General features: G+C 64.9%; 14 protein-coding genes. 4 read left to right on the forward strand and 10 right to left on the reverse strand.

Translation table 11 applies throughout. From position 1 onward, the window contains the following. Positions 1 to 319: 319 nt before the first annotated feature. The 4 genes from ACCQ04_RS16330 to ACCQ04_RS16345 form a co-directional block, all read right to left on the reverse strand. Positions 320 to 1204 carry a bestrophin family protein gene (locus ACCQ04_RS16330; protein ID WP_024938088.1) on the reverse strand — a complete coding sequence of 295 codons (885 nt, stop codon included), beginning with the start codon at positions 1202 to 1204 and terminating at the stop codon, positions 320 to 322. Between the two features lie 146 nt (positions 1205 to 1350). Beyond that, a complete protein-coding gene (locus ACCQ04_RS16335; RefSeq protein ID WP_102580716.1) occupies positions 1351 to 1947 on the reverse strand; it encodes an LON peptidase substrate-binding domain-containing protein in 597 nt (198 codons plus the stop codon). Then, entirely contained in the window at positions 1944 to 3314 is a 1371-nt protein-coding gene (mpl, locus tag ACCQ04_RS16340; RefSeq protein WP_226427415.1) for a UDP-N-acetylmuramate:L-alanyl-gamma-D-glutamyl-meso-diaminopimelate ligase, read from the reverse strand. Before mpl ends, ACCQ04_RS16335 begins: the two co-directional genes overlap by 4 nt. Before the next feature lie 342 nt (positions 3315 to 3656). Next, complete coding sequence (locus ACCQ04_RS16345; RefSeq protein WP_024940086.1) at positions 3657 to 4220, reverse strand: adenylate kinase; 564 nt, start codon at positions 4218 to 4220, stop codon at positions 3657 to 3659. Between the two features lie 157 nt (positions 4221 to 4377). Between ACCQ04_RS16345 and ACCQ04_RS16350 the strand changes: the two genes are divergently transcribed. After that, positions 4378 to 5634 carry a 6-phosphofructokinase gene (locus tag ACCQ04_RS16350; RefSeq protein WP_046344185.1) on the forward strand — a complete coding sequence of 419 codons (1257 nt, stop codon included), beginning with the start codon at positions 4378 to 4380 and terminating at the stop codon, positions 5632 to 5634. Positions 5635 to 5895: 261 nt separating this feature from the next. On the opposite strand, the gene ACCQ04_RS16355 is transcribed toward ACCQ04_RS16350, so the two are convergent. After that, complete coding sequence (locus ACCQ04_RS16355) at positions 5896 to 6420, reverse strand: hypothetical protein (RefSeq protein ID WP_046344187.1); 525 nt, start codon at positions 6418 to 6420, stop codon at positions 5896 to 5898. A gap of 249 nt (positions 6421 to 6669) precedes the next feature. On the opposite strand from ACCQ04_RS16355, the gene ACCQ04_RS16360 reads away from it, so the two are divergent. Continuing rightward, positions 6670 to 8697 (forward strand): sodium-translocating pyrophosphatase, encoded by a 2028-nt coding sequence (locus ACCQ04_RS16360; protein ID WP_054593074.1) that lies wholly within the window; start codon positions 6670 to 6672, stop codon positions 8695 to 8697. A 272-nt stretch (positions 8698 to 8969) separates the two neighbouring features. Here the strand turns inward: ACCQ04_RS16360 and ACCQ04_RS16365 are convergent, their stop codons facing one another. Continuing rightward, on the reverse strand, positions 8970 to 9452 hold the full coding sequence (locus tag ACCQ04_RS16365; protein WP_024940090.1) for a hypothetical protein: 483 nt from the start codon (positions 9450 to 9452) through the stop codon (positions 8970 to 8972). 198 nt (positions 9453 to 9650) lie between these two features. Between ACCQ04_RS16365 and ppa the strand changes: the two genes are divergently transcribed. Continuing rightward, a complete protein-coding gene (gene ppa, locus ACCQ04_RS16370) occupies positions 9651 to 10187 on the forward strand; it encodes an inorganic diphosphatase (RefSeq protein ID WP_005990841.1) in 537 nt (178 codons plus the stop codon). Positions 10188 to 10300: 113 nt separating this feature from the next. Continuing rightward, positions 10301 to 11449: an HDOD domain-containing protein gene (locus ACCQ04_RS16375; RefSeq protein ID WP_024940091.1), complete on the forward strand. Its 1149-nt coding sequence runs from the start codon at positions 10301 to 10303 to the stop codon at positions 11447 to 11449. Positions 11450 to 11739: 290 nt separating this feature from the next. Here the strand turns inward: ACCQ04_RS16375 and ACCQ04_RS16380 are convergent, their stop codons facing one another. The 4 genes from ACCQ04_RS16380 to thiC all read right to left on the reverse strand — a co-directional run bounded on the left by ACCQ04_RS16380 (position 11740) and on the right by thiC (position 20271). Next, complete coding sequence (locus ACCQ04_RS16380) at positions 11740 to 14583, reverse strand: TonB-dependent receptor plug domain-containing protein (RefSeq protein ID WP_024940092.1); 2844 nt, start codon at positions 14581 to 14583, stop codon at positions 11740 to 11742. 48 nt (positions 14584 to 14631) lie between these two features. Further along, positions 14632 to 15525, reverse strand: coding sequence for a helix-turn-helix domain-containing protein (locus ACCQ04_RS16385; RefSeq protein ID WP_024940093.1), 894 nt, complete (start codon positions 15523 to 15525; stop codon positions 14632 to 14634). 110 nt (positions 15526 to 15635) lie between these two features. Then, a complete protein-coding gene (locus ACCQ04_RS16390) occupies positions 15636 to 17969 on the reverse strand; it encodes a winged helix-turn-helix domain-containing protein (RefSeq protein WP_226427575.1) in 2334 nt (777 codons plus the stop codon). Positions 17970 to 18393: 424 nt separating this feature from the next. Beyond that, a complete protein-coding gene (gene thiC, locus ACCQ04_RS16395) occupies positions 18394 to 20271 on the reverse strand; it encodes a phosphomethylpyrimidine synthase ThiC (protein ID WP_065048222.1) in 1878 nt (625 codons plus the stop codon). Positions 20272 to 20341: the final 70 nt, after the last annotated feature.

Here is a 20341-nt window from a genome sequence, read left to right on the forward strand (position 1 = left end):
GATGGCGGCAACGCGTTCGCGTCGCGTGGATGCGGCCGAATGTTCAGCTCAACAGCTTGGTTGGTCGAGTGCGCGTCGCCTCACCGCTCGCGGGACCTTACGCGGCATGGATGCCGCGTCCGCGCAAGAACTTACATGGACGGATTTGCAGCGTGTCCCGTGACGGTAGGCGGGCAAGGCCCCCTGCAGCCAGTCTGCAGATCAGCCGCCCTACAACCGACGCATCCGCAGCGTTCGATCAGCTCTCGAGCTGACCGAGAGCCTGCGCCTCAACACCGTCTGGATAGGCACAAACCGCATTGATGCAGGCGCGATGCACTCACCACAGCACGCCATCCACCGGCTGCATCGGCTCGGGCGCCTGTTCGCCGATGGCCTGCAGCGCGTCGATTTCCACCGTCCGGCACATGCTGTCCAGCGGCAGGTCGTGGATGGCATTGGCGAACGGGTCGACCAGTTCGTCGCCGATCTTGAGTACCGCCAGGAACATCAGGCCTGCCACCGTCGACCCCACCGGCGTCGCATATTGCAGCGTCTCCACCAGGCCGATCGGCAGCAGCACGCAGAACAGCCGCGTGAACAGGTTCGGGTAGAAGCGGTATTGGTACGGCAACGGCGTATTCTTCAGCCGTTCCATGCCGCCCTGCGCGTTGGCGATATCCACCAGGATGCGCTCGACACTGGCTTGTTGAATGCTGTCGATCCAGCCATCGCGACGCGCCTGCTCGACGCTGCGCCCGGTGGTGTCGAGCAGGCCATTGGCGACATTGGTGCGCGTGATCACCGCGGCCACTTCGTCGGCATGCAGACGCGGCTCCAGCGCCATCGCCACCGGCAGCCGCCGCAATTGGCAGCGCAACGCATTGACGTAGGCGATCTGGCGCAGCGCGATGGTGCGGCCCAGTGCTGCCGCTTCCGGCGCGGACAGGATGCTGACGCTCAGGCGGACCAGATTGCGCGATGCATTGATCATCTGGCCCCACAGCACACGCCCTTCCCACCAGCGTTGATAGGTCGAGTTGGCGCGAAAGCCCAGGAACAACGCCAGCGCCGAACCGAAGATGGTCAACGGCAATGCGGGCGCGCGGAACGGCAGCACGTAGTAGATGATCGTGATCAACACGTCCCACACGAACAATACCGCCAGGGTCCGCCAGACCTGACTGAACACATCCGCCACACGCGGTTTGACATCGATGATCAAGGCACACTCCGTGGATCGAAAACGGGTGACGCCCATGCGCGCATCCACTGCATGGATGCCATCGTGAGCGCACTCAAGCGTGGCGAGTGTGCCGTTGCAGGGGTGCAAGCGCGGTGACGGGTTACCCGCGCGCTTGGCTCACAGCGTCACGGCATCCAGGCCAGCAACTGGTCCAGGCGCCGATGCGGATCGTCCAGCTGCAACAGCGACAGACGCTGCTGCTCGGTCAGCGGCAGCAGTTCGGCCAGGCGCCAGCCGACCCATGCCGCCTGGTCCAGCAGTTCCGGCCCGGCAGAGGCGAATTGGCCGCCGACCTGTTCGAGCATGCGCTCGAGCACGGTCGCCAACAGGCCATGCTCGGGCCGCAGTTCGTCATCGCTGTCGGGCTCGCACCAACTCACCTCGCCAACCACCAACCCGTTGTCGCGGATGCGCGAGCGCTGCACACGGAAGCGACGCGTGCCACGCAGGCGCAGCACCAGCACGCCGTCGGCACCGACATCGAAATCCTCGATACGCACTTCGGTACCGAACGCAGCCGGTGTTGCCGGAACGCCGACTTCGCTGCCATCCAGGATCAGGCACACACCGAAGCTGCTGCCGGCGCGGCCGCTCTCGCGCACCAGGTCCAGATAGCGGCGCTCGAACACGCGCAAACCCATTGCCGCACCCGGCAACAGCACGTTGTGCAGCGGAAACAGCGGCAAGGCGCTGGTGTCGGAAGCGGTCGTGAGGCCGGTCATGGGGACAATTGCGCCAGGAAGCGACGCGGCGCGCCATCGAAACCGCCATTGGACATGAACACCACATGGTCGCCCGGCTGCGCGATCGCGCCCAGTGTCTGCAGCAACGCCTCCACGTCATGCGCCACGTGCGCGTCACCGCGCACCTGCGCGATGATCGGTGCGGCATCCCAGGCCAGTTCGGGGCGATGCAGAAACACCACCGCATCGGCATCGCGCAACGACGGCGCCAATGCCTGCGCATGTGCGCCCAGCCGCATCGAATTGCTGCGCGGCTCCATTGCCACCAGCACGCGCGCCGCGCCGACCTTCGCACGCAGGCCTTGCAAGGTCGTCGCAATCGCGGTGGGGTGATGGGCGAAGTCGTCGTATACGGTGATCTCGCGTGCCTGCCCCAACCGCTCCAAGCGCCGTTTGACACTTTGAAAGCGCGCCAGCGCCGGCATCACCGTTGCCGGATCCACGCCTACCGCATGCACGGCGGCCAGTGCCGCCAATCCATTGAGCACGTTATGCCGCCCGACCAGCGGCCACTGCACCTGGCCGATCTCCACCCCACGCTGCAGCACCGCGAATGCACTGCCGTCGGCGGCGATCAAGCGTGCGCTCCACTCGAGAGAGGCATCGAAACCGAAGCGCTCCACCGGCGTCCAGCAGCCCATCGCCAGCACCTCGGCCAGGCGCGCATCCTCGCCGTTGACGATCAGCCGCCCGCGCGCCGGCACCGTGCGCACCAGATGATGGAACTGGCGCTGGATCGCGGCCACGTCCGGAAAGATGTCGGCGTGGTCGTACTCGAGGTTGTTGAGGATCGCCACCAGCGGCCGGTAATGCACGAACTTGCTGCGCTTGTCGAAGAACGCGGTGTCGTATTCGTCGGCTTCCACCACGAATTCGCGTCCCTGGCCCAGCCGCGCCGAGACCCCGAAGTCTTCGGCCACACCACCGATCAGAAAGCCCGGCGCGCGCCCGGCAGCTTCCAGCAGATAGCTCAGGATGGTGGTGGTGGTGGTCTTGCCGTGGGTGCCGGCGACGGCCAGGGTGTCGCGGCCCGGCAACACCTGCTCGGCCAGCCATTGCGCACCGGAGCTGTAGCGACGGCCGGCATCGAGCACTGCTTCGACCGCCGGGTTGCCGCGCGACAAGGCATTGCCGATGACGACGTCGCTGGCATCGGCCGAAATATTGGACGGCGCGTAGCCTTGTGCCAGCGCGATGCCGAGGGTTTCCAACTGGGTGGACATCGGCGGATAGATGGCCTGGTCGCTGCCCTCTACCTGCCAGCCCAGCTCGCGCGCAAGGGCGGCGACACCGCCCATGAAGGTCCCGGCGATGCCGAGGATGTGGAGTTTGGTCATGGGGCGCATTGTCGCCGATCGCCGGAGTTGCCGGCCATTCCGCCTCGTTGCCGAGCGCAGTGTCAGGAAAGACCTACCGTACTGTCGGGAATTTCCCGATATGCGAACTGCGTCACATCCATCACTATGCTGAACGCCAGTCGCAGCACCCCTTTGGTCCTACTCCCCAAGAGGCCAAATCCCCAGGGAGCTCATGCTGTGGAGCTCTGAGCAAGCTCATTGCTGGCGTTATTCTGCCCCGGGCGTCTTGTACGTCCGGGGTTTTTCTTTTGCGCAATCAATGCGTTACGCAAGCCGCGACGGCTTCCAGCGCGGCGGATGGACCGGGCGCACTGCCCGGCCCGAACCGTCTCAGCGACCGAGCGCGGTGCCGATACGTTCCAGCACTTCATCCAGCGAGCCCACGCCGTCCACGCGTGCCAGCTTGCCGCGCTGTTCGTAGAAACCGATCACCGGTGCCGTGGAGTCGGTATAGACCTGCAGGCGCTTGCGCACCGACTCGGGATTGTCGTCCTCGCGGCCCTCGGCCTTGGCGCGGCCGGCGATGCGCTCGACCAGCAATTCGCTGGCCACATCCAGCTGCACCACCGCATCCAGCGGCTGACCGATCTTGCCGAGCAGGTCGTCCAGCGCATTGGCCTGCGCCACGTTGCGCGGATAGCCGTCGAGGATGAAACCCTTGGCGACATCGGCCTGACCGAGCCGCGCCTCCAGCATGCCGAGCAGGATCTCGTCGGAGACCAGATCACCGCGTGCCATCACTTCCTTGGCCTTCAGGCCCAGCGGCGAGCCGGCGGCCACTTCGGCGCGCAGCAGATCGCCGGTGGAAATATGCGGGATCTCAAACTTGTCTTTGAGACGTGTCGCCTGGGTGCCCTTGCCCGAACCGGGCGGTCCCAACAGAACCAATCGCATCAGTGGACTCCACTTTCGAATAAAAACGCGTTGCGGTTGGCGGCGTTAGACTCAGGTCTTCGCCAGCGCTGACCGTATGGTCGTGCAGCTTACCGCATCCGGGGAATGTCCCGGCACTGTCCCCTGCGCCATGCCCCATCGAGGAGCCCGCCCCCCTATGTCTACTGGCAACTTGTTGTATGCCCAGTCCGGCGGCGTCACTGCCGTCATCAACGCCACCGCCGCCGGCGTGATCACCGAGGCGCGCGCTCGCAAGATCAAGGTGCTGGCCGCGCGCAACGGCATCCTGGGCGCATTGCGCGAGGAGCTGATCGACACGTCAAAGGAATCCGCCGCCACGATCGCCGCACTGGCGCAGACCCCGGGTGGCGCGTTCGGCTCGTGCCGCTACAAGCTCAAATCGCTGGAAGAAGACAGCGCCAAGTACGAGCGCCTGCTCGATGTGCTGCGTGCGCATGACGTGCGCTGGTTCCTCTACAACGGCGGCAACGACTCGGCCGATACCGCCTGGAAGGTCTCGCAGCTGGCCAAGGCCTATGGCTACCCGCTGCACTGCATCGGCGTGCCCAAGACCATCGACAACGATCTGGCGGTGACCGATACCTGCCCCGGCTTCGGCTCGGCGGCCAAATACACCGCGGTATCGGTGCGGGAGGCGGCACTGGATGTCGCCGCCATGGCCGACACCTCGACCAAGGTCTTCATCTACGAGGCGATGGGACGCCACGCCGGCTGGTTGGCCGCTGCCGCAGGCCTGGCCGGCCAGGGCCCGGACGACGCACCGCAGATCATCCTGCTGCCCGAGCGGGCCTACGACCAGGCCGCGTTTCTGGCCAAGGTCAAGCAGGTGGTGGAAAAGGTCGGTTGGTGTGTGGTGGTCGCAAGCGAAGGCATTCAGGACGCACACGGCAGCTTCGTCGCCGACGCGGGCGGCGCGGCCGATTCGTTCGGCCATGCGCAACTGGGCGGCGTGGCTTCGTTCCTGGCCGCGCAGGTCAAGCAGGAACTCGGCTACAAGGTGCACTGGACCCTGCCCGATTACCTGCAGCGCTCCGCACGCCATCTGGCCTCCAAGACCGACTGGGAGCAGGCACAGGCCGTCGGCAAGGCCGCGGTGCAATACGCGCTCAAGGGCATGAACGCGGTGATCCCGGTGATCGAACGCGTCAGCGACGCACCGTACCGCTGGAAGATCGTGCCGGCCCCGCTGCACAAGGTGGCCAACCACGAAAAGAAGATGCCGCCCAGCTTCCTGCGCAAGGACGGCTTCGGCATCACCGAACGCGCCCGCCGCTACTTCGCCCCGTTGATCAAGGGCGAAGCGCCGCTGGCCTACGGCAGCGATGGATTGCCGAAATATGTGACGTTGAAGAATGTGGCGGTGGCGAAAAAACTGCCGACGTGGGCGGGATGAACGTCGACGTGGGCGACCGGAAGCGCTAATGGGCGCTGCACGCCCATACACCCGCTCGCACCTCTGCCACAGTGCTCATGCACCGCAACACGGCATGCGGTCATCGATACAGTGCCTCGCTTGGTCGTCCAGGTTTTTGACGACACTGATCGACGGATGCGCCGCTGCGACAACGCATGTGACCTTGTGAAGCGTCATGCAGACAACCCCGGCCTGGCCGGGGTTTGTCGTTGAATGGAGTGACTGAAGCGAACGCCTGAGTTATTGACAGGCCTTGCCTTCCACCGTCATCTGCGCAGCAAACATCGGCACCTGCGGGATCTTTCCGGCGGCAGCCTGTTGCTTGGCATCTTCCAGATAGATGCGCGACTGGCCTTGGCCATCGAGCTGCGGCTTGGCATCCACCGGCTTGCGCCAGATGCGCACTACCGCCTGCTGCGCGGGGCAGGCTGCGCTGGGGACGCGGATCACGTCGTTGTAGATCCAGCCCGATGCGACGCTGGGCGTGGCCTTGGCGAAATCCACGAAGCGGGCGCGTGGCTGGCAGGTGGGACTGCTGCGCACCACCGACAAGGTATACGGCTGCGCAGCATTGCCGGTGAACACGCCTTCCAGGCGCGCACAGGCTTCTGGAATCTGGCGCAGGGTGTGCACGGCACCGACCGCTTGCGCGGTGCCGGCCGGGCGCTGTTTCAGCTCCGGCGTCGGGTCGGCAGCGAGCGCATGGGCGCTGAGCAGCACTGCAGCGATGGTCACGGCATATGTTGACGCGGCATGGTTGGACATCGTCACTCCTGGATCGGCTCGATCACGTTGGCCGCAGGCTGTCATGCCGCGACTGAACGACGCGCCAAAGCCGCAGTGGTGGCAGCGGCGCAGGCCGCGGCGCATACTCGCCCGCAATCCGGCCACCCGAACATCGCGACGCGCATTGCGGCCTCCATGGCCGTCGAGTCCGTATTCGCCACCCCACTCGCTGCGTGCATCGCCCTTGGTTCGTCCCGACCGGACGACATCCATTCTCTGGGAGGGGTCATGCTGGAACACTACGGGTTACCACTTGCGCTGGGATGTGCGGTCCTGGCAATCGTCTATGGCGGTGTATCGGCACGCTGGGTGATCGCGCAGCCGAGCGGCAACGCACGCATGCAGGAGATCGCCGCCGCGATCCAGGAAGGTGCACGCGCGTATCTCAACCGGCAATACCTCACCATTTCGATTGCCGGCGGCGTGCTGTTCGTCCTGGTCGGGCTGTTTCTGAGTTGGTACACCGCCATCGGGTTTGCGATCGGTGCGGTGCTATCCGGGTTGGCCGGCTACATCGGCATGAATGTTTCGGTACGCGCCAACGTGCGCACGGCCGAGGCCGCACGCCATGGCATCGGCCGTGCGATGGATGTGGCGTTCCGTGGTGGCGCCATCACCGGCATGCTGGTGGTGGGGCTGGGATTGCTCGGGGTGGCCGGTTATTACGCACTGCTGCAAGCGATGGGCCTGCCGCTGGAGCGCAACCTGCACGCGCTGGTGGGGCTGGCATTCGGTTCGTCGCTGATTTCGATCTTCGCGCGCCTGGGTGGCGGCATTTTCACCAAGGGTGCGGATGTGGGCGCAGACCTGGTCGGCAAGGTGGAAGCGGGCATCCCCGAGGACGACCCGCGCAACCCGGCGGTGATCGCCGACAACGTGGGCGACAATGTTGGCGACTGCGCCGGCATGGCGGCGGATCTGTTCGAAACCTATGCGGTCACCGTGATCGCCACGATGCTGCTCGGCAGCCTGACGCTGAGCGAAACCGGGCCGCACGCAGTGCTGTACCCGCTGGTGCTGGGCGGCGTCTCCATCATCGCGTCGATCGTGGGCGCCTCGTTCGTCAAGGTCAAAGCGGGCGGTTCGATCATGGGCGCGCTCTACAAAGGCGTGGTTGTTTCCGGCGTCTTGGCCGCACTCGCCTACTGGCCGATCACCCAGTCGCTGATGCGCGACAACACGCATGGCGCCACGGCCTTGTACGCCTGCGCATTGATCGGCCTGGTGCTTACCGGCCTGATCGTCTGGATCACCGAGTACTACACCGGCACCCAGTACAAGCCGGTGCAGCACGTGGCCGCCGCAAGCACCACCGGCCACGGCACCAACATCATTGCCGGCCTGGGCGTCTCGATGAAATCCACCGCGCTGCCGGTCATCGCGGTGTGCGCGGCAATCTGGGGCGCGTTTCATTTTGGCGGTTTGTACGGCATTGCAACCGCAGCGACGGCAATGCTGTCGATGGCCGGCATGATCGTGGCGCTGGATGCGTACGGGCCCATCACCGACAACGCCGGCGGCATCGCCGAGATGGCCGAGCTGCCGCCGGAGGTGCGCAACATCACCGACCCACTGGATGCGGTGGGCAACACCACCAAGGCGGTCACCAAGGGCTATGCGATCGGCTCGGCCGCACTGGCCGCGCTGGTGCTGTTTGCCGACTACACGCACAACCTGCAGGCGGCCAATCCTGGCGAGGTCTTCGCCTTCGACCTGTCCGACCACAGCGTGATCATCGGCTTGTTGATCGGCGGCTTGATCCCGTATCTGTTCGGCGCAATGGCGATGGAAGCGGTGGGGCGCGCGGCAGGCGCCGTGGTCGAAGAAGTGCGTCGCCAGTTCCGCGAGATTCCCGGGATCATGGCCGGCACCGCCAAGCCCCAGTACGACCGCGCAGTCGACATGCTGACCCGCTCGGCGATCCGCGAAATGATCCTGCCTTCGCTGCTGCCGGTGGTGGTGCCGGTGGTGGTCGGGCTGCTGCTCGGCCCGCGTGCCCTGGGCGGCCTGTTGATCGGCACGATCGTGACCGGCCTGTTCGTGGCGATTTCGATGACCACCGGCGGCGGGGCCTGGGACAACGCCAAGAAGTACATCGAAGACGGCCATTTCGGCGGCAAGGGCAGCGAGGCGCACAAGGCCGCCATCACCGGCGACACGGTGGGCGACCCGTACAAGGACACCGCCGGACCGGCGATCAATCCGCTGATCAAGATCATCAACATCGTGGCCCTGCTGCTGGTGCCGCTGCTTTGAGACCGACCTTTCGCAAGCCGCGGGTCGATCGAAGCTGATGGAGGCCGGCCCCGGAACGTGCCGACTCACGTTCCGGGGCCCAGGCGCCGTACCCCGGGCCGTGCGCCGGTGTGCGCCGCGTGCCGGCCTGCTACTGACACGCGACAGGCCTGCGGTAATGATCCCGCGTGCGGCATCGGCTCGCACGTGCCGACGCCGGGCAGGTCCGGCGCCCGCATGCAATCGCTGCACCGGGCAACACACCGCGCCACGGCTTGCGGTGCAAGCGTTCCTCAGAGGCAACCGATCAAGCCGTCATAGATCGGTGGCGCCCCACCGGGCAGTGGCTCGAACAGCGGATTGTTCACCGCCAGGGTGCGGTACATCTCGTCCAGACGCGTCCCTGCCTTCAGCGGCGCCGTGCAGCGCCAGACCCGACTGTCCGAGCGCAGGTACCCGCTGCCGGGGTCGACGCTGACCTCGCTGGCCCCGAAGGTCCAGATGCAGCTGCGCACCACCCCGCTGACCCGGTGCACCGAGCAACGCAAGCGCAGCGGCTGGTAGTCGCTGAACTCGCCGCCGCAAAAGGTGTCGCCACAGATGTTGTCGAAATCCTGTTCCAGCCGCTGCTCCAGATCGACAAAGGCTTCCCAGCCTTCGCCATTGGCGGGCCAGTCCACCGCATCGACGAATGTCGGCGCCGGCGTCGCCGCAGAGGCGAGCTGGCAGGCACCGGAGAGCAGCAGCACAACGAGCAAACGCACAGGCTTGAACATGGCAGTTCCCGAGCAGTGGATGAGTCTGCAGCGTGCGCCGCGCCGCGGGTCGCGACGATCGGGGAGCTTCCCGGGATGAATGCGGGCTATGCCGCACACGGCGGTCAGAACATTGCCCATTCAGTGTCGCTGCACCGCAACAGCCGAACGCGTAGAATCGCGCTCCACACACTAGATGACGCCTCGGGAGTTACGCGCATGGGTCTTGAACTGGTCACCTCCGGCAAGAATCTGCCGGAAGAAATCAACGTCGTCATCGAAATTCCGAAGGATTCGGAGCCGGTCAAGTACGAGGTGGACAAGGCCAGCGGCGCGATCTTCGTCGACCGCATCCTGTCCACCCCGATGCGTTACCCCTGCAATTACGGCTATGTGCCCAACACCCTGTGCGGCGACGGCGACCCGGCCGACGTGCTGGTGGTGCTGCCGCTGCCGCTGGTGCCTGGCTCGGTGGTGCGTTGCCGTCCGGTGGGCGTACTGCGCATGAGCGATGAGGCCGGCAGCGACGAAAAGATCCTGGCAGTGCCGATCGAGAAGATCTTCTCCGGCTACGCGCATATCGAGGACATCAACCAGGTGTCCAGCCACTGGATGGAGCGCATCGGCCATTTCTTCGAGCATTACAAGGACTTGGAGAAGGGCAAGTGGGTCAAGCTGGATGGCTGGGGCGGCGCGGCCGAGGCCAAGCGCATCCTGGTGGAGTCGGTGGAACGCTATAATTCCGACGCACCCTGATCCAACGACCGTGACGCAGCCCCGCAACCGCGGGGCGATCGGGATCACGCTTCCGGCGTGATCCCGGTGACCGCCGGCGGCAGATTGGGTACATTGCCGACAGCGTTTGGCCGGTGTCTGTCACCGGTGACTCTTGGGGAAGTGTCTTGCGTATTCTGTTTGTTGGGGACGAAGCCAGTCTTCCGTCCGAATTGAGCGACTATGTCGCCGATCTGGGTGATCAGTGGCAGGTGCAGCAGGTGGCCGACGGCAATTCGGCGATCGAGGCGGCCGCGTTATCGCCGTTCGACGCGGTCATCGTCGCCCCCGTCCTGCCCGATCTCACGTCCGCCACGTTGCTGGGGCAGATCCGTACGCTGCGCCCGGACACCATCCGCATCGCCCTGATCGATGCCCAGGATGGTCAGCGCACCCCGCCGGCTCGCATCATTGGCGTGGCGCACCGCTTCCTGCCGGTGCCGCTGGCCCCGGAAGTCCTGCTCGAAGCCATCACCAGCCTGGAAGAACTGCGCGATCTGCTCGGCAATCCGCGCTTGCGCGCCGCCATTGGCCGGATCGAAAAACTGCCGTCGCCGCCGCATCTGTATCTGAGCCTGATGCATGCACTGGAAGAAGACGATGGCGCCGACGCGGCCGATATCGCCAAGCTGATCGCCGGCGATCCGGCGATTGCCGCCAAGGTGCTGCAGCTGTGCAATTCCGCATTCTTCTCCGGCGGCCGCAGCATCACCGATCTGCGCACGGCAGTGACCCGCCTGGGCGTGGCCACGCTGCGCGACCTGGTCCTGGCCAGCGAAGTGTTCTCGGTGCAGACGCTGACCCCGGCCGAGCGCAATGCGATGCAGCGCCGCGCCCTGCTCTCCTCGCGACTGGCCGCCAAGGTGTTGCCGCCGACCAGCGCAGAACTGGGCTCCACCGCCGCGCTGCTGGCCGATATCGGCTTGTTGCTGCCCGGCGTGCGCGACGAGCGCGAACCGCCGCTGGAAGGCGGCGACGACCGCCTGGGCCATACCGAAGCCGGTGCTTACCTGCTCGGCCTGTGGGGCCTGCCGATGCCGATCATCGAAGCGGTGGCCTTCCATCGCCACCCGCAGCGCTCCAGCCTGCGCAGTTTCTGGGTGACCGGCGCGGTGCATGTGGCGACCGCATTGGCCAGCGGCGAAACCGTGGACGAAGAGTACTTGTCCAAGGTCGGCGTGCTCGCCCGCCTGCCAACCTGGCGCGAACAGGCCGATACCTTGCTGGGGCTTGCCGAGGCTTGAGCTGCCTGTGAATGAAAAAAAAACGCGGCGAAAGCCGCGTTTTTTTTTGCCGCACCACTGCAGCAAGGCCGCACTGAAACGCAGCCGCTGAAGTGCAGCCGGCACCTCCTTTCCGATCGGCCGCTCGCCACATCAGTGCAGATGTCATCAGTGATGGTAGTGGCGTCGGCTGACCGTCGGCACGGTCGCTTTGATCATGAGGGCCGCAGATGCCTGCATCGCATCCACCTCACCATAAAAAAAAGGACGGGCCTTGCGGCCCGTCCCTCATGCTACAGCGCGTCGATGGATCAGAAACGCTGGGTGTACTTCATGTACACGAAGCGACCGATTTCGAAGCCGCCGTAATAGGCAAAGCTGCTGTTCGGTGCCGAGTACTGCAGCGGACCGCGGTGATCGAACACGTTGTTCGCGCCGAGTGCGATCGTTGCGTCCCACGGTGCCTTCCAGTTGACCTGCAGGTCGTGGAAGGTGTTGGAACCAGTGTGGCGCAGCGGATCGGATTCGCCGTTGGCGAAATGGTCGGGAGCGTCGCAATAGCCCTCGGCCAGCGTGATGCAGCTTTCCTTCATGCCCGAGTAGTAACGCAGGGTGTAGTTGACGCCGAAATCACCCAGCGCCCAGTTCACGCCAACGTTGGAACGCACGCGGAAGATGCCCGGCTCGCCGACGCGGCCGATCATGATGGCGTTGCCCGCGCTGTCCTGGCCGGCTTCGTCATACTTGCTGACGTAGCTGGTCTGCCAATCCAGGGTGAAAGAGCCGATTGCAGTTTCCGGCAAACGGTACTTCACGCCCAGGTCGTAGCCTTCGGTTTCCATCTGGCCGAGGTTGGCCACGCCGTAGGTCATCGAGGAGATATGGCCGTCGGCTGCACGCGTCACGCCTGCGCAGCGCTCCGAATTGCCCAGCACGTAGCAGTCGCGCAGGATACGGTCGACGCTATCGGCGATGATCATGTCGTTGATCTCGTAGCGGTACCAATCCAGCGAGATATCCAGGCCCTGCACCCAACGCGGGCTCCACACCAGACCAGCGGTCTTGCTGGTGGAGGTTTCCGGCTTCAGGTTCGGGTTGGCACCGCTGACGAATTCGTCAGGCGTCTGGCACGGGTAGGTCGTGCAAGGCACGAAGCCCTGACCCAGCTGGGTGTAGCCCAACGGTACGCCGGCATTGGTGCAGGCCGCATTGCCATTGACGCTGTTCGGAGCACCGACGCCGCAGGGATCGATGTAATCCTCGAAGCTGCTGCTCAGGCCGCCGTACAGATCGCTGATGGTCGGCGCGCGGAAGCCTTCCGCATAGGTCGCACGCACCAGCAGGTCTTCCAGCGGACGCCAGGTCAGGCCGAACTTGGAGTTCAGCGTGTCGCCGAAGTTGCTGTAGTCCGAGTAACGCGTCGCAGCGTTGAAGGTCAGTTCCTTGGCGAATGCGACGTCGCTCAGCAGCGGCACATTCAATTCGAGGTAGACCTCGTCCAGCGAGTACTCGCCCTGCGTGGTCTTGGCACCCAGGCCCGTGCTCTCGCCCGACTGCGCGAATGCGTCAGGAGAGAAGCGGCCTTCTTCCTTGCGGTGTTCATAGCCGACCGCAATGCCCAGGTCGCCAGCCGGCAGTTCAACGATCGAACCGGACAGGTTGGCAGTGAAGCTGGTGGTCTTGGTCAGGCCGGTGTCGGTGAAGGTGGGGAACAGGAATTCCTGCAACGCCGGATCGGCGAGCGAACCCTGACCTGCAACGTTGTACGGCAGCAACGGGTTCCACGGACGGCACGCCGACAGCGGAGTCGGGTTGGCGGCGGTACCGCACTGTGCAACGCCCTGGCCGTTGATGAAGGACGGGCCCAGTGCCTGACGCGATGCGATCAGGCTCATGTCGCCACGGCTGCGCTTGGTGTTCTCGTTGCGATTCCACAACGCGCCAACGTCCCAGTCCCAGGTCTTGCCACCGAGATCGAAGTAGCCGCTCAAGGTCGGCGCAAAGCGCAGGGTCTTGAGCTGGTTTTCGGTGGCGCGCGGCACTTCCCACAGGCGGCGACGGAAATCGACGTCCTGGCCAACCGGATTGAACGCGCTGCCGGCTTCCAGCGGCGTGCCGAACGAACCGGACTGGTACGGATAACCCGCGATCTGTCCGTCGGTCGTGCGCTCGTTGTAAGCGATGTCGGCGTTGAAGGTGATGGCATCGGCAACGTCGTAGTTGACGTTGGCAAACACCGACTTCCGCTCGATACCGGTCTGCACCATCATCTGCTGGTTCGAGTTGGCGTACTCGGCCGGGGTGATGGGGTGATAGTCGGCCGGGTTGTTCGGGTTACCACCGGCATTGAGGGTCTGCCACACCGCGGTGTCCGGATCTGCGCAGTCGACCTGCAGCGGATTGCACCACGAGCCGTTCTGGCTGATCGGGCTCCAGCTGTTCGGGGTGGAGTTGGGACCACGCGAGCCATCGCGGCTGAACCAGCGGTTCTTGGCGAACACCGGATCCTGCTTGGAGTACTCGGCCGACAGCGTCACGCCGCCGCGCTCGCCCTGCGAACCGACAGTGAAGGAGTACTGCGTGGTATCGCCGTCGCCCTGACCGAACTGGCCGAACTGCACGCTGGCTTCAGCGCCGTCGAAACGCTTGCGGGTGATGACGTTGACCACACCGGCAATGGCATCGGAACCGTAGATGGACGAAGCGCCATCCTTCAGCACTTCGATACGCTCGATTGCCGACATCGGAATCTGGCTGAGATCCTGCAGACCGGAGGTCGATGCACCCAGACGCTTACCGTTCACCAGCACCAACGTACGCTGCGCGCCGAGGTTACGCAGATCGACGTAGTAACCGCCGACGTCTTCGCCCGACGACAGCGCATCAGCGCGCGAGATCGCCGGCGAACCAGCGGAGGTCAGGTTCTGCAGCACGTCGGCGACGGAGGTCAGACCCTGCTTTTCCAGTGCCTGACGGTCAAGCGTCAAAATCGGCTGCTGGGTCTCGACATCGGCGCTGCGGATGCGCGAGCCGGTGATCTCGATACGGTCCAGCGTGGTGGTCGATTCTTGCGCGACGGCAAATGCCGGCGTCAACGCGATCGCAATACCGGCGGGCAACAGGCCCAGCCGCACTGCGGAGGTGCGAAGGTTCATCAATCTCTCCAGGGTTCGTTAGTGGCGCGTTAAGCGCCCCTGTGCAAATTACGATTGCGTGAACATCGTCGCTTTGCGCGTCACGTTCCGTGGCTTTGCCGAATCTGGCGGATTTGTCGTTTGGTCGCGGTAATGCGATGCGGAGACACCGAAACGCGCACGAAACGCACGCGCAAAGCTGCAGCAATTGTCGAACCCGCTTGCCGCCGCAACCTCACCGATCATCATCGAGGTATCGCGCAGCAGATCGGAGGCGCGTTCCAGGCGCAGGCGCGCCGACAGGGCCTGCGGGCTTTCCTCGTACAGGCTCTGGAACGTCTTGGACACATACCAACTGGAGAAGTTGGTCAGCTGCGCCAGCTCGGCGATGCGCACCACGCGGTCGCTATTGCCTTCCAGATACAGCCGCGCACGTTGCATGCGACCGAAGACCTGACGGCGACGGCTGCGCGAACGCCCCGGGCAGCGCTGCTCCTGCGCGATGAAGTCGCGCTGCATCGCAGCCAGATGCAGCAACAGCGGGCGTGCCGATGCACCGCCGCTCTGCGCAGCCGCGTTACGCCACAGACGCAATGCAATGCGCAGATCGCCACGCGACAGCTGGCTGCGTCCCGGATACAACGTGGCGTCGGTCAACTCGGCCAGCGACTGTAGGCTGTCGCCATCGAGGCTGACGCCGACACAGAGCGCGCTGCGGTCGGCCTGTACGGTGGGATGCGATTCCTTGTCGAAGGCGATCCAGTCGCCGGCGCGCAGACGGAAGCGCCCTTCCTTGGACTCCACCCAGGCGCGGCCGCGCAACTGCACCCACAGCGTGAACGTGGCCGCGGCGGTCCGGATGCTGCCCAGGCGGGAGACCGCCAGACAGGTCGTCGACGTCGGCTCGCTGGCACCGTCCAAGGAAAGTGCGAGCCCGCGATCTGCGGTGATGACCTGTTGCATGGTGGCAGCCCCCTGTACAAAAGAGGGCGTAGTGTTTTGCCGAATCTGGCGTCAGTCAGGAAGTTCCGACGAAGGTCTGCCGAAATTGCCACGAAGTCTTTCCGAAAAACTTACGAAGCGATTTTCCTCAACACGATCAACAGGTTGGATATCACACCCAACGGCGTGGCCAAGCGCTCCGGCAACGCCATGAAGGCAATCGAGCTGCCGTCTTCTTCTGCCAATGCCACATACAACGCGCCGCTGCGCTGATCCACGCTGAAACCATTGATGGTGGTGTACTTGGCCGCATCCATGCAGCGCCCGACACCGCCGCGCAGGTCGCTGTCATAGGTGGCACAGGCGTCGGTGGACGACAGGTAATGCAATTGCCCGCGCGCGCCGGGAGCCCAGCTGCGATAGCGCCAGCGCGATGGCTGCTGCGGATCGACCGGTCGCAAGGTGTCGGCGGCCAGCGACGGGGCGACCTGCCATAGCCCGCCGCCGGTCAGACGCGTCAGCAATACCTGGCCGCTGGCGCGGTCCAGCCGCAGCTGCGAGACGTCCTGCAGCGACGCCAGCGCGCGCCATGGAGCACTGCGTCTGTCGTAGAGCGTGGCAAAGGTGCGCCCGTCATCGGCGGCAGCCACCACCAACAACTGATCGGGATCGGGAACATGGATCGCCTGCAACGGTCGCGGCTGCGGCACCGGGAGCCGCAGCGCCTTGCCGGTACTCGGGGTCACTTCGAACAGTGCCGCATGCCCGTGCGCATCGCTGCCGCTGACCAGCACGCGTTGCGAGTCGGCCGACCAGTCGGCGGCCTGGCGCGCATCCGGCCGCAGGCCTTCGATCAGGCGCACCGAGCCGGGCTTGCCGACATCGCCCCACCACAGGCCGTACGCACCGGAGCGGTTGGAGGCAAAGATTAACTGGCGCCCGTCCGGCGCAATCATCGGCTGATCGTCGCGCCCGCTGGAAGGAAACAGCCGGCGGCGAATGTAGCCGCCATTCATGGGGTCGTGAATGACCTGATAGACGCCAAATTGCGGTTTGCGCTGCACGAAGACCAGATGACCATGCGCCACATCCGGTGCCTGCGCATCGTCCACACCGAGGTCATGCAGGCTGCGGTCGACCAGATCGAGCCGGTAGAGCCGCGCTTCGCTGTCCACACGACGCCCGAAGATCAGCCCGCTGCCATCGGGCAACCAGCTCCAGCCACGAATATCGGCGTTGTCGTGGGTCAGCCGCTCGGCGGTTCCGCCGCTTGCCGGAATGCGCCACAGATCGCCAAGCTGCGGATTGCGCAGAAACACGATCCAGTGCCCGTCGGGCGAATAGCGCGGCGTGTAGTCGAAGTCGCTCGACTGCGCGCTGTAGCGCAGCGGCTGCCATTGGCCGGTTTCCAGATCCAGCCGCCGCATGCGCGGCGACCCGTGCGTGCCGGTCATGCTGCCGAACAGCAGGGCACGGCCGTCCGGCGACCAACTGAAACTCAGCATGTCCGCGCCATCGCAGCGCGCCACCTCGCGTGCGGCAGCCGGGCCGTTGGCAGCAGCAATCATGATGCGGCAACTGCCATCGGGCGCCTGCCGCGAGAAGGCGATCTCGCGCCCATCCGGCGACCAGGCCGGCAGCCGATCGGAAATACCGGCCGCCGGCGTGTCCAGCACGCGCGGGTAGGCGTTGTTGGTGGTCTTGACCAGGATCGAGGTGCCTGCGCGATCGCTGGTCAGCGAGGCATAGGCCACCATCGCCCCGTCCGGCGACAGGCTGGGCATGAGATCGAATCCGCCGCCCGCGGTGATGATCTGGTACGGGCGCTTGGGGCTGCCGAGCACTGCCGAGGCCGCTGCCGCGTCGCGATCCGGCGCGCGCATCCACAGCGTCCGCGCCGCCAGTCCCAGCACCACCAATAAGGCCACGCTGGCCACTGCCAAGGCCATCCATCGGCGCTGCCGCACTGCAGCCGACGCAGGCGGAACCGATGCTGGAGGCTGCCGGGTGACCGGGCTGCGCTCCACTGCAGCAGTCGCGGTGACGCCGGCGGTGCGGTTGCGCTCGCCGGGCTCCTTGTCCGATGCAGTCACCGCCGTCGCGGGCGCGGCAACATCGGCCGGACCGTCCGACGGCTGCTCCCACGCAACCGGGGCCAGCAGCCGATAGCCGGTCTTGGCAATGGTCTCGATATGCTCGAAGCGCTGGCTGCCGTTGCTGGCCAATGCCTTGCGCAGTTGCGTGACCGCCTGGGTCACCACGTCGTTGGTCGGCAAGGTGTCGGGCCAGACCTCGGCCAGCAGTTGCTCGCGCGTCACCACCTGGCCCGGCTGCCGCGCCAGCGTCAGCAATACCGCCAGGGATTTCGGCGCCAGACGCGCGGCGCGCTTGGCGCCGGGCGCATGCACCTCGCGCGAGGCGACGTCGACCACGCATTGGCCGACACGTAACCGGCCCGATGGCAAGGCATTAGCGGGAGTAACACTCATCGGCAAGAAACACGCATCGGCATGCAAGGACTACAAAGAACGCAACACGCACTTCGCGCGAAACGCCAAATTCAGCAAAGGACCACAACCAACTGTGTCATGCATCCATTTGGTGCAAATTTTACTCTATGCCTCATTGCTTCCCTACGACAGGTGGCGACGTCAGGCTCTCTCTCTCTCGCCGACGAATTCAAATAATTACGATGTCCCCTTCGCGCCTCTGGCGCGATTTTTTTATCTGCGATTCAGGAAAATGCCGCGAAATGCTTGCGGGCTGTAACCGCTTGCAACGCAGTCACCGCGCGGCACTTGCGTACCGCGCTGCGATCTGACTAAGCCGAAGCTGAATTTTTCCTAAGCAGCCAGTCGGTCTGCTGCAACGCGACGATGCTGCCGCATGTCACGTGGCGCGATACACCTGCGCGCCTTGCGCCAGAAACTGCGCCGACTTCTCTTCCATTCCCGCCGACAAGGCATGCGCCTCGCCCATACCGTGCTCGGCCGCGTAATCGCGCACGTCCTGGGTGATCTTCATCGAGCAAAAATGCGGCCCGCACATCGAGCAGAAGTGCGCCAGCTTGTGCGCCTCCTTGGGCAGGGTTTCGTCGTGGAACTCCCTGGCCTTTTCCGGATCCAGCCCGAGATGGAACTGGTCGTCCCACCGGAATTCGAAACGCGCCTTGCTCAAGGCGTTGTCACGCACCTGCGCACCGGGATGCCCCTTGGCCAGATCCGCAGCATGTGCGGCGATCTTGTAGGCCATGATGCCGTCGCGTACGTCCTGCCGATTGGGCAGGCCCAGATGTTCCTTGGGCGTGACATAGCAAAGCATCGCGGTGCCGAACCAGCCGATCATCGCCGCACCGATGGCGCTGGTGATGTGGTCGTAGCCGGGCGCGATATCGGTGGTCAGCGGCCCCAGGGTATAGAACGGCGCCTCGCCGCATTCGCGCAGCTGCTTGTCCATGTTTTCCTTGATCAGCTGCATCGGCACGTGCCCCGGACCTTCGATCATGGTCTGCACATCGTGCTTCCAGGCGATCCTGGTCAGCTCGCCCAGCGTTTCCAGCTCGCCGAACTGGGCTGCATCGTTGGCATCGGCAATGCAGCCCGGGCGCAGGCCATCGCCCAGCGAAAACGCCACGTCATAGGCTTTCATGATCTGGCAGATGTCTTCGAAGTGCGTGTAGAGAAAGTTTTCCTTGTGATGGGCCAGGCACCACTTGGCCAGGATCGACCCGCCGCGCGAGACGATGCCGGTCACCCGCTTTGCCGTCAGCGGCACATAGCGCAGCAGCACGCCGGCGTGGATGGTGAAGTAATCCACGCCCTGCTCGGCCTGCTCGATCAAGGTGTCGCGAAAGATCTCCCAGGTAAGCTCTTCCGCACGCCCGTCGACCTTTTCCAGCGCCTGATAGATCGGCACCGTGCCGATCGGCACCGGCGAATTGCGGATGATCCATTCGCGCGTTTCGTGGATGTGCTTGCCGGTGGACAGGTCCATCACCGTGTCGCCGCCCCAGCGGATCGACCACACCAGCTTTTCGACCTCTTCCGCAATGCCGGACGACACCGCGCTGTTGCCGATGTTGGCGTTGATCTTGGTCAGGAAGTTGCGACCGATGATCATCGGCTCGCTTTCCGGGTGATTGATGTTGTTGGGCAGGATCGCGCGGCCGCGTGCAATTTCGTCACGCACGAATTCCGGTGTGATGCGTTGCTGGATCGCGGCACCGAAGGCTTCGCCCGGATGCTGCTTGCGCAGCATCGCGTCGGCCACCGCTTCCAGGCGCTGGTTTTCGCGGATGGCCACGAACTCCATTTCCGGAGTGATGATGCCGCGCCGCGCGTAATGCATCTGGGTAACATTGGCACCCTCGCGCGCCACGCGTGGCAGGCGCCGCGCAGGAAAGCGCACCGCATCCAGGCGCGCATCGTGCTCGCGGCCGCGGCCGAAGCTGGAACTCAGGCCATCCAGCGCCACGGTATCGCCACGCTCGGCGATCCAGCGCGCGCGCAGCGGCGCCAGACCGGCGGCAAGATCGATCGCGGCATGCGGGTCGGTATACGGCCCGGAGGTGTCGTAGACGCTGAGCGGCGCATTGTCCTCGCCACCGAACAGGGTCGGTGTGCGGGTCAATGCAATCTCGCGCATCGGCACCTGCAGGTCGGCGCGCGAACCCTGCACGAAGATCTTGCGGGAGCCTGGAATCGGCTGGGTCACAGCCTCGGACAGCGACTGGGCTTGTTGCTGCAAAACGGTCGGCGCGGCATTCATGACGTTCGTCCTGTGTGCTGGAAGACCAGCACCCACGGCGCTGGCCCTGCGAAGGATTCGCAGGCGGACG

This window comes from Xanthomonas sp. NCPPB 2866, assembly GCF_041475745.2.
Classification (GTDB): domain Bacteria; phylum Pseudomonadota; class Gammaproteobacteria; order Xanthomonadales; family Xanthomonadaceae; genus Xanthomonas; species Xanthomonas arboricola.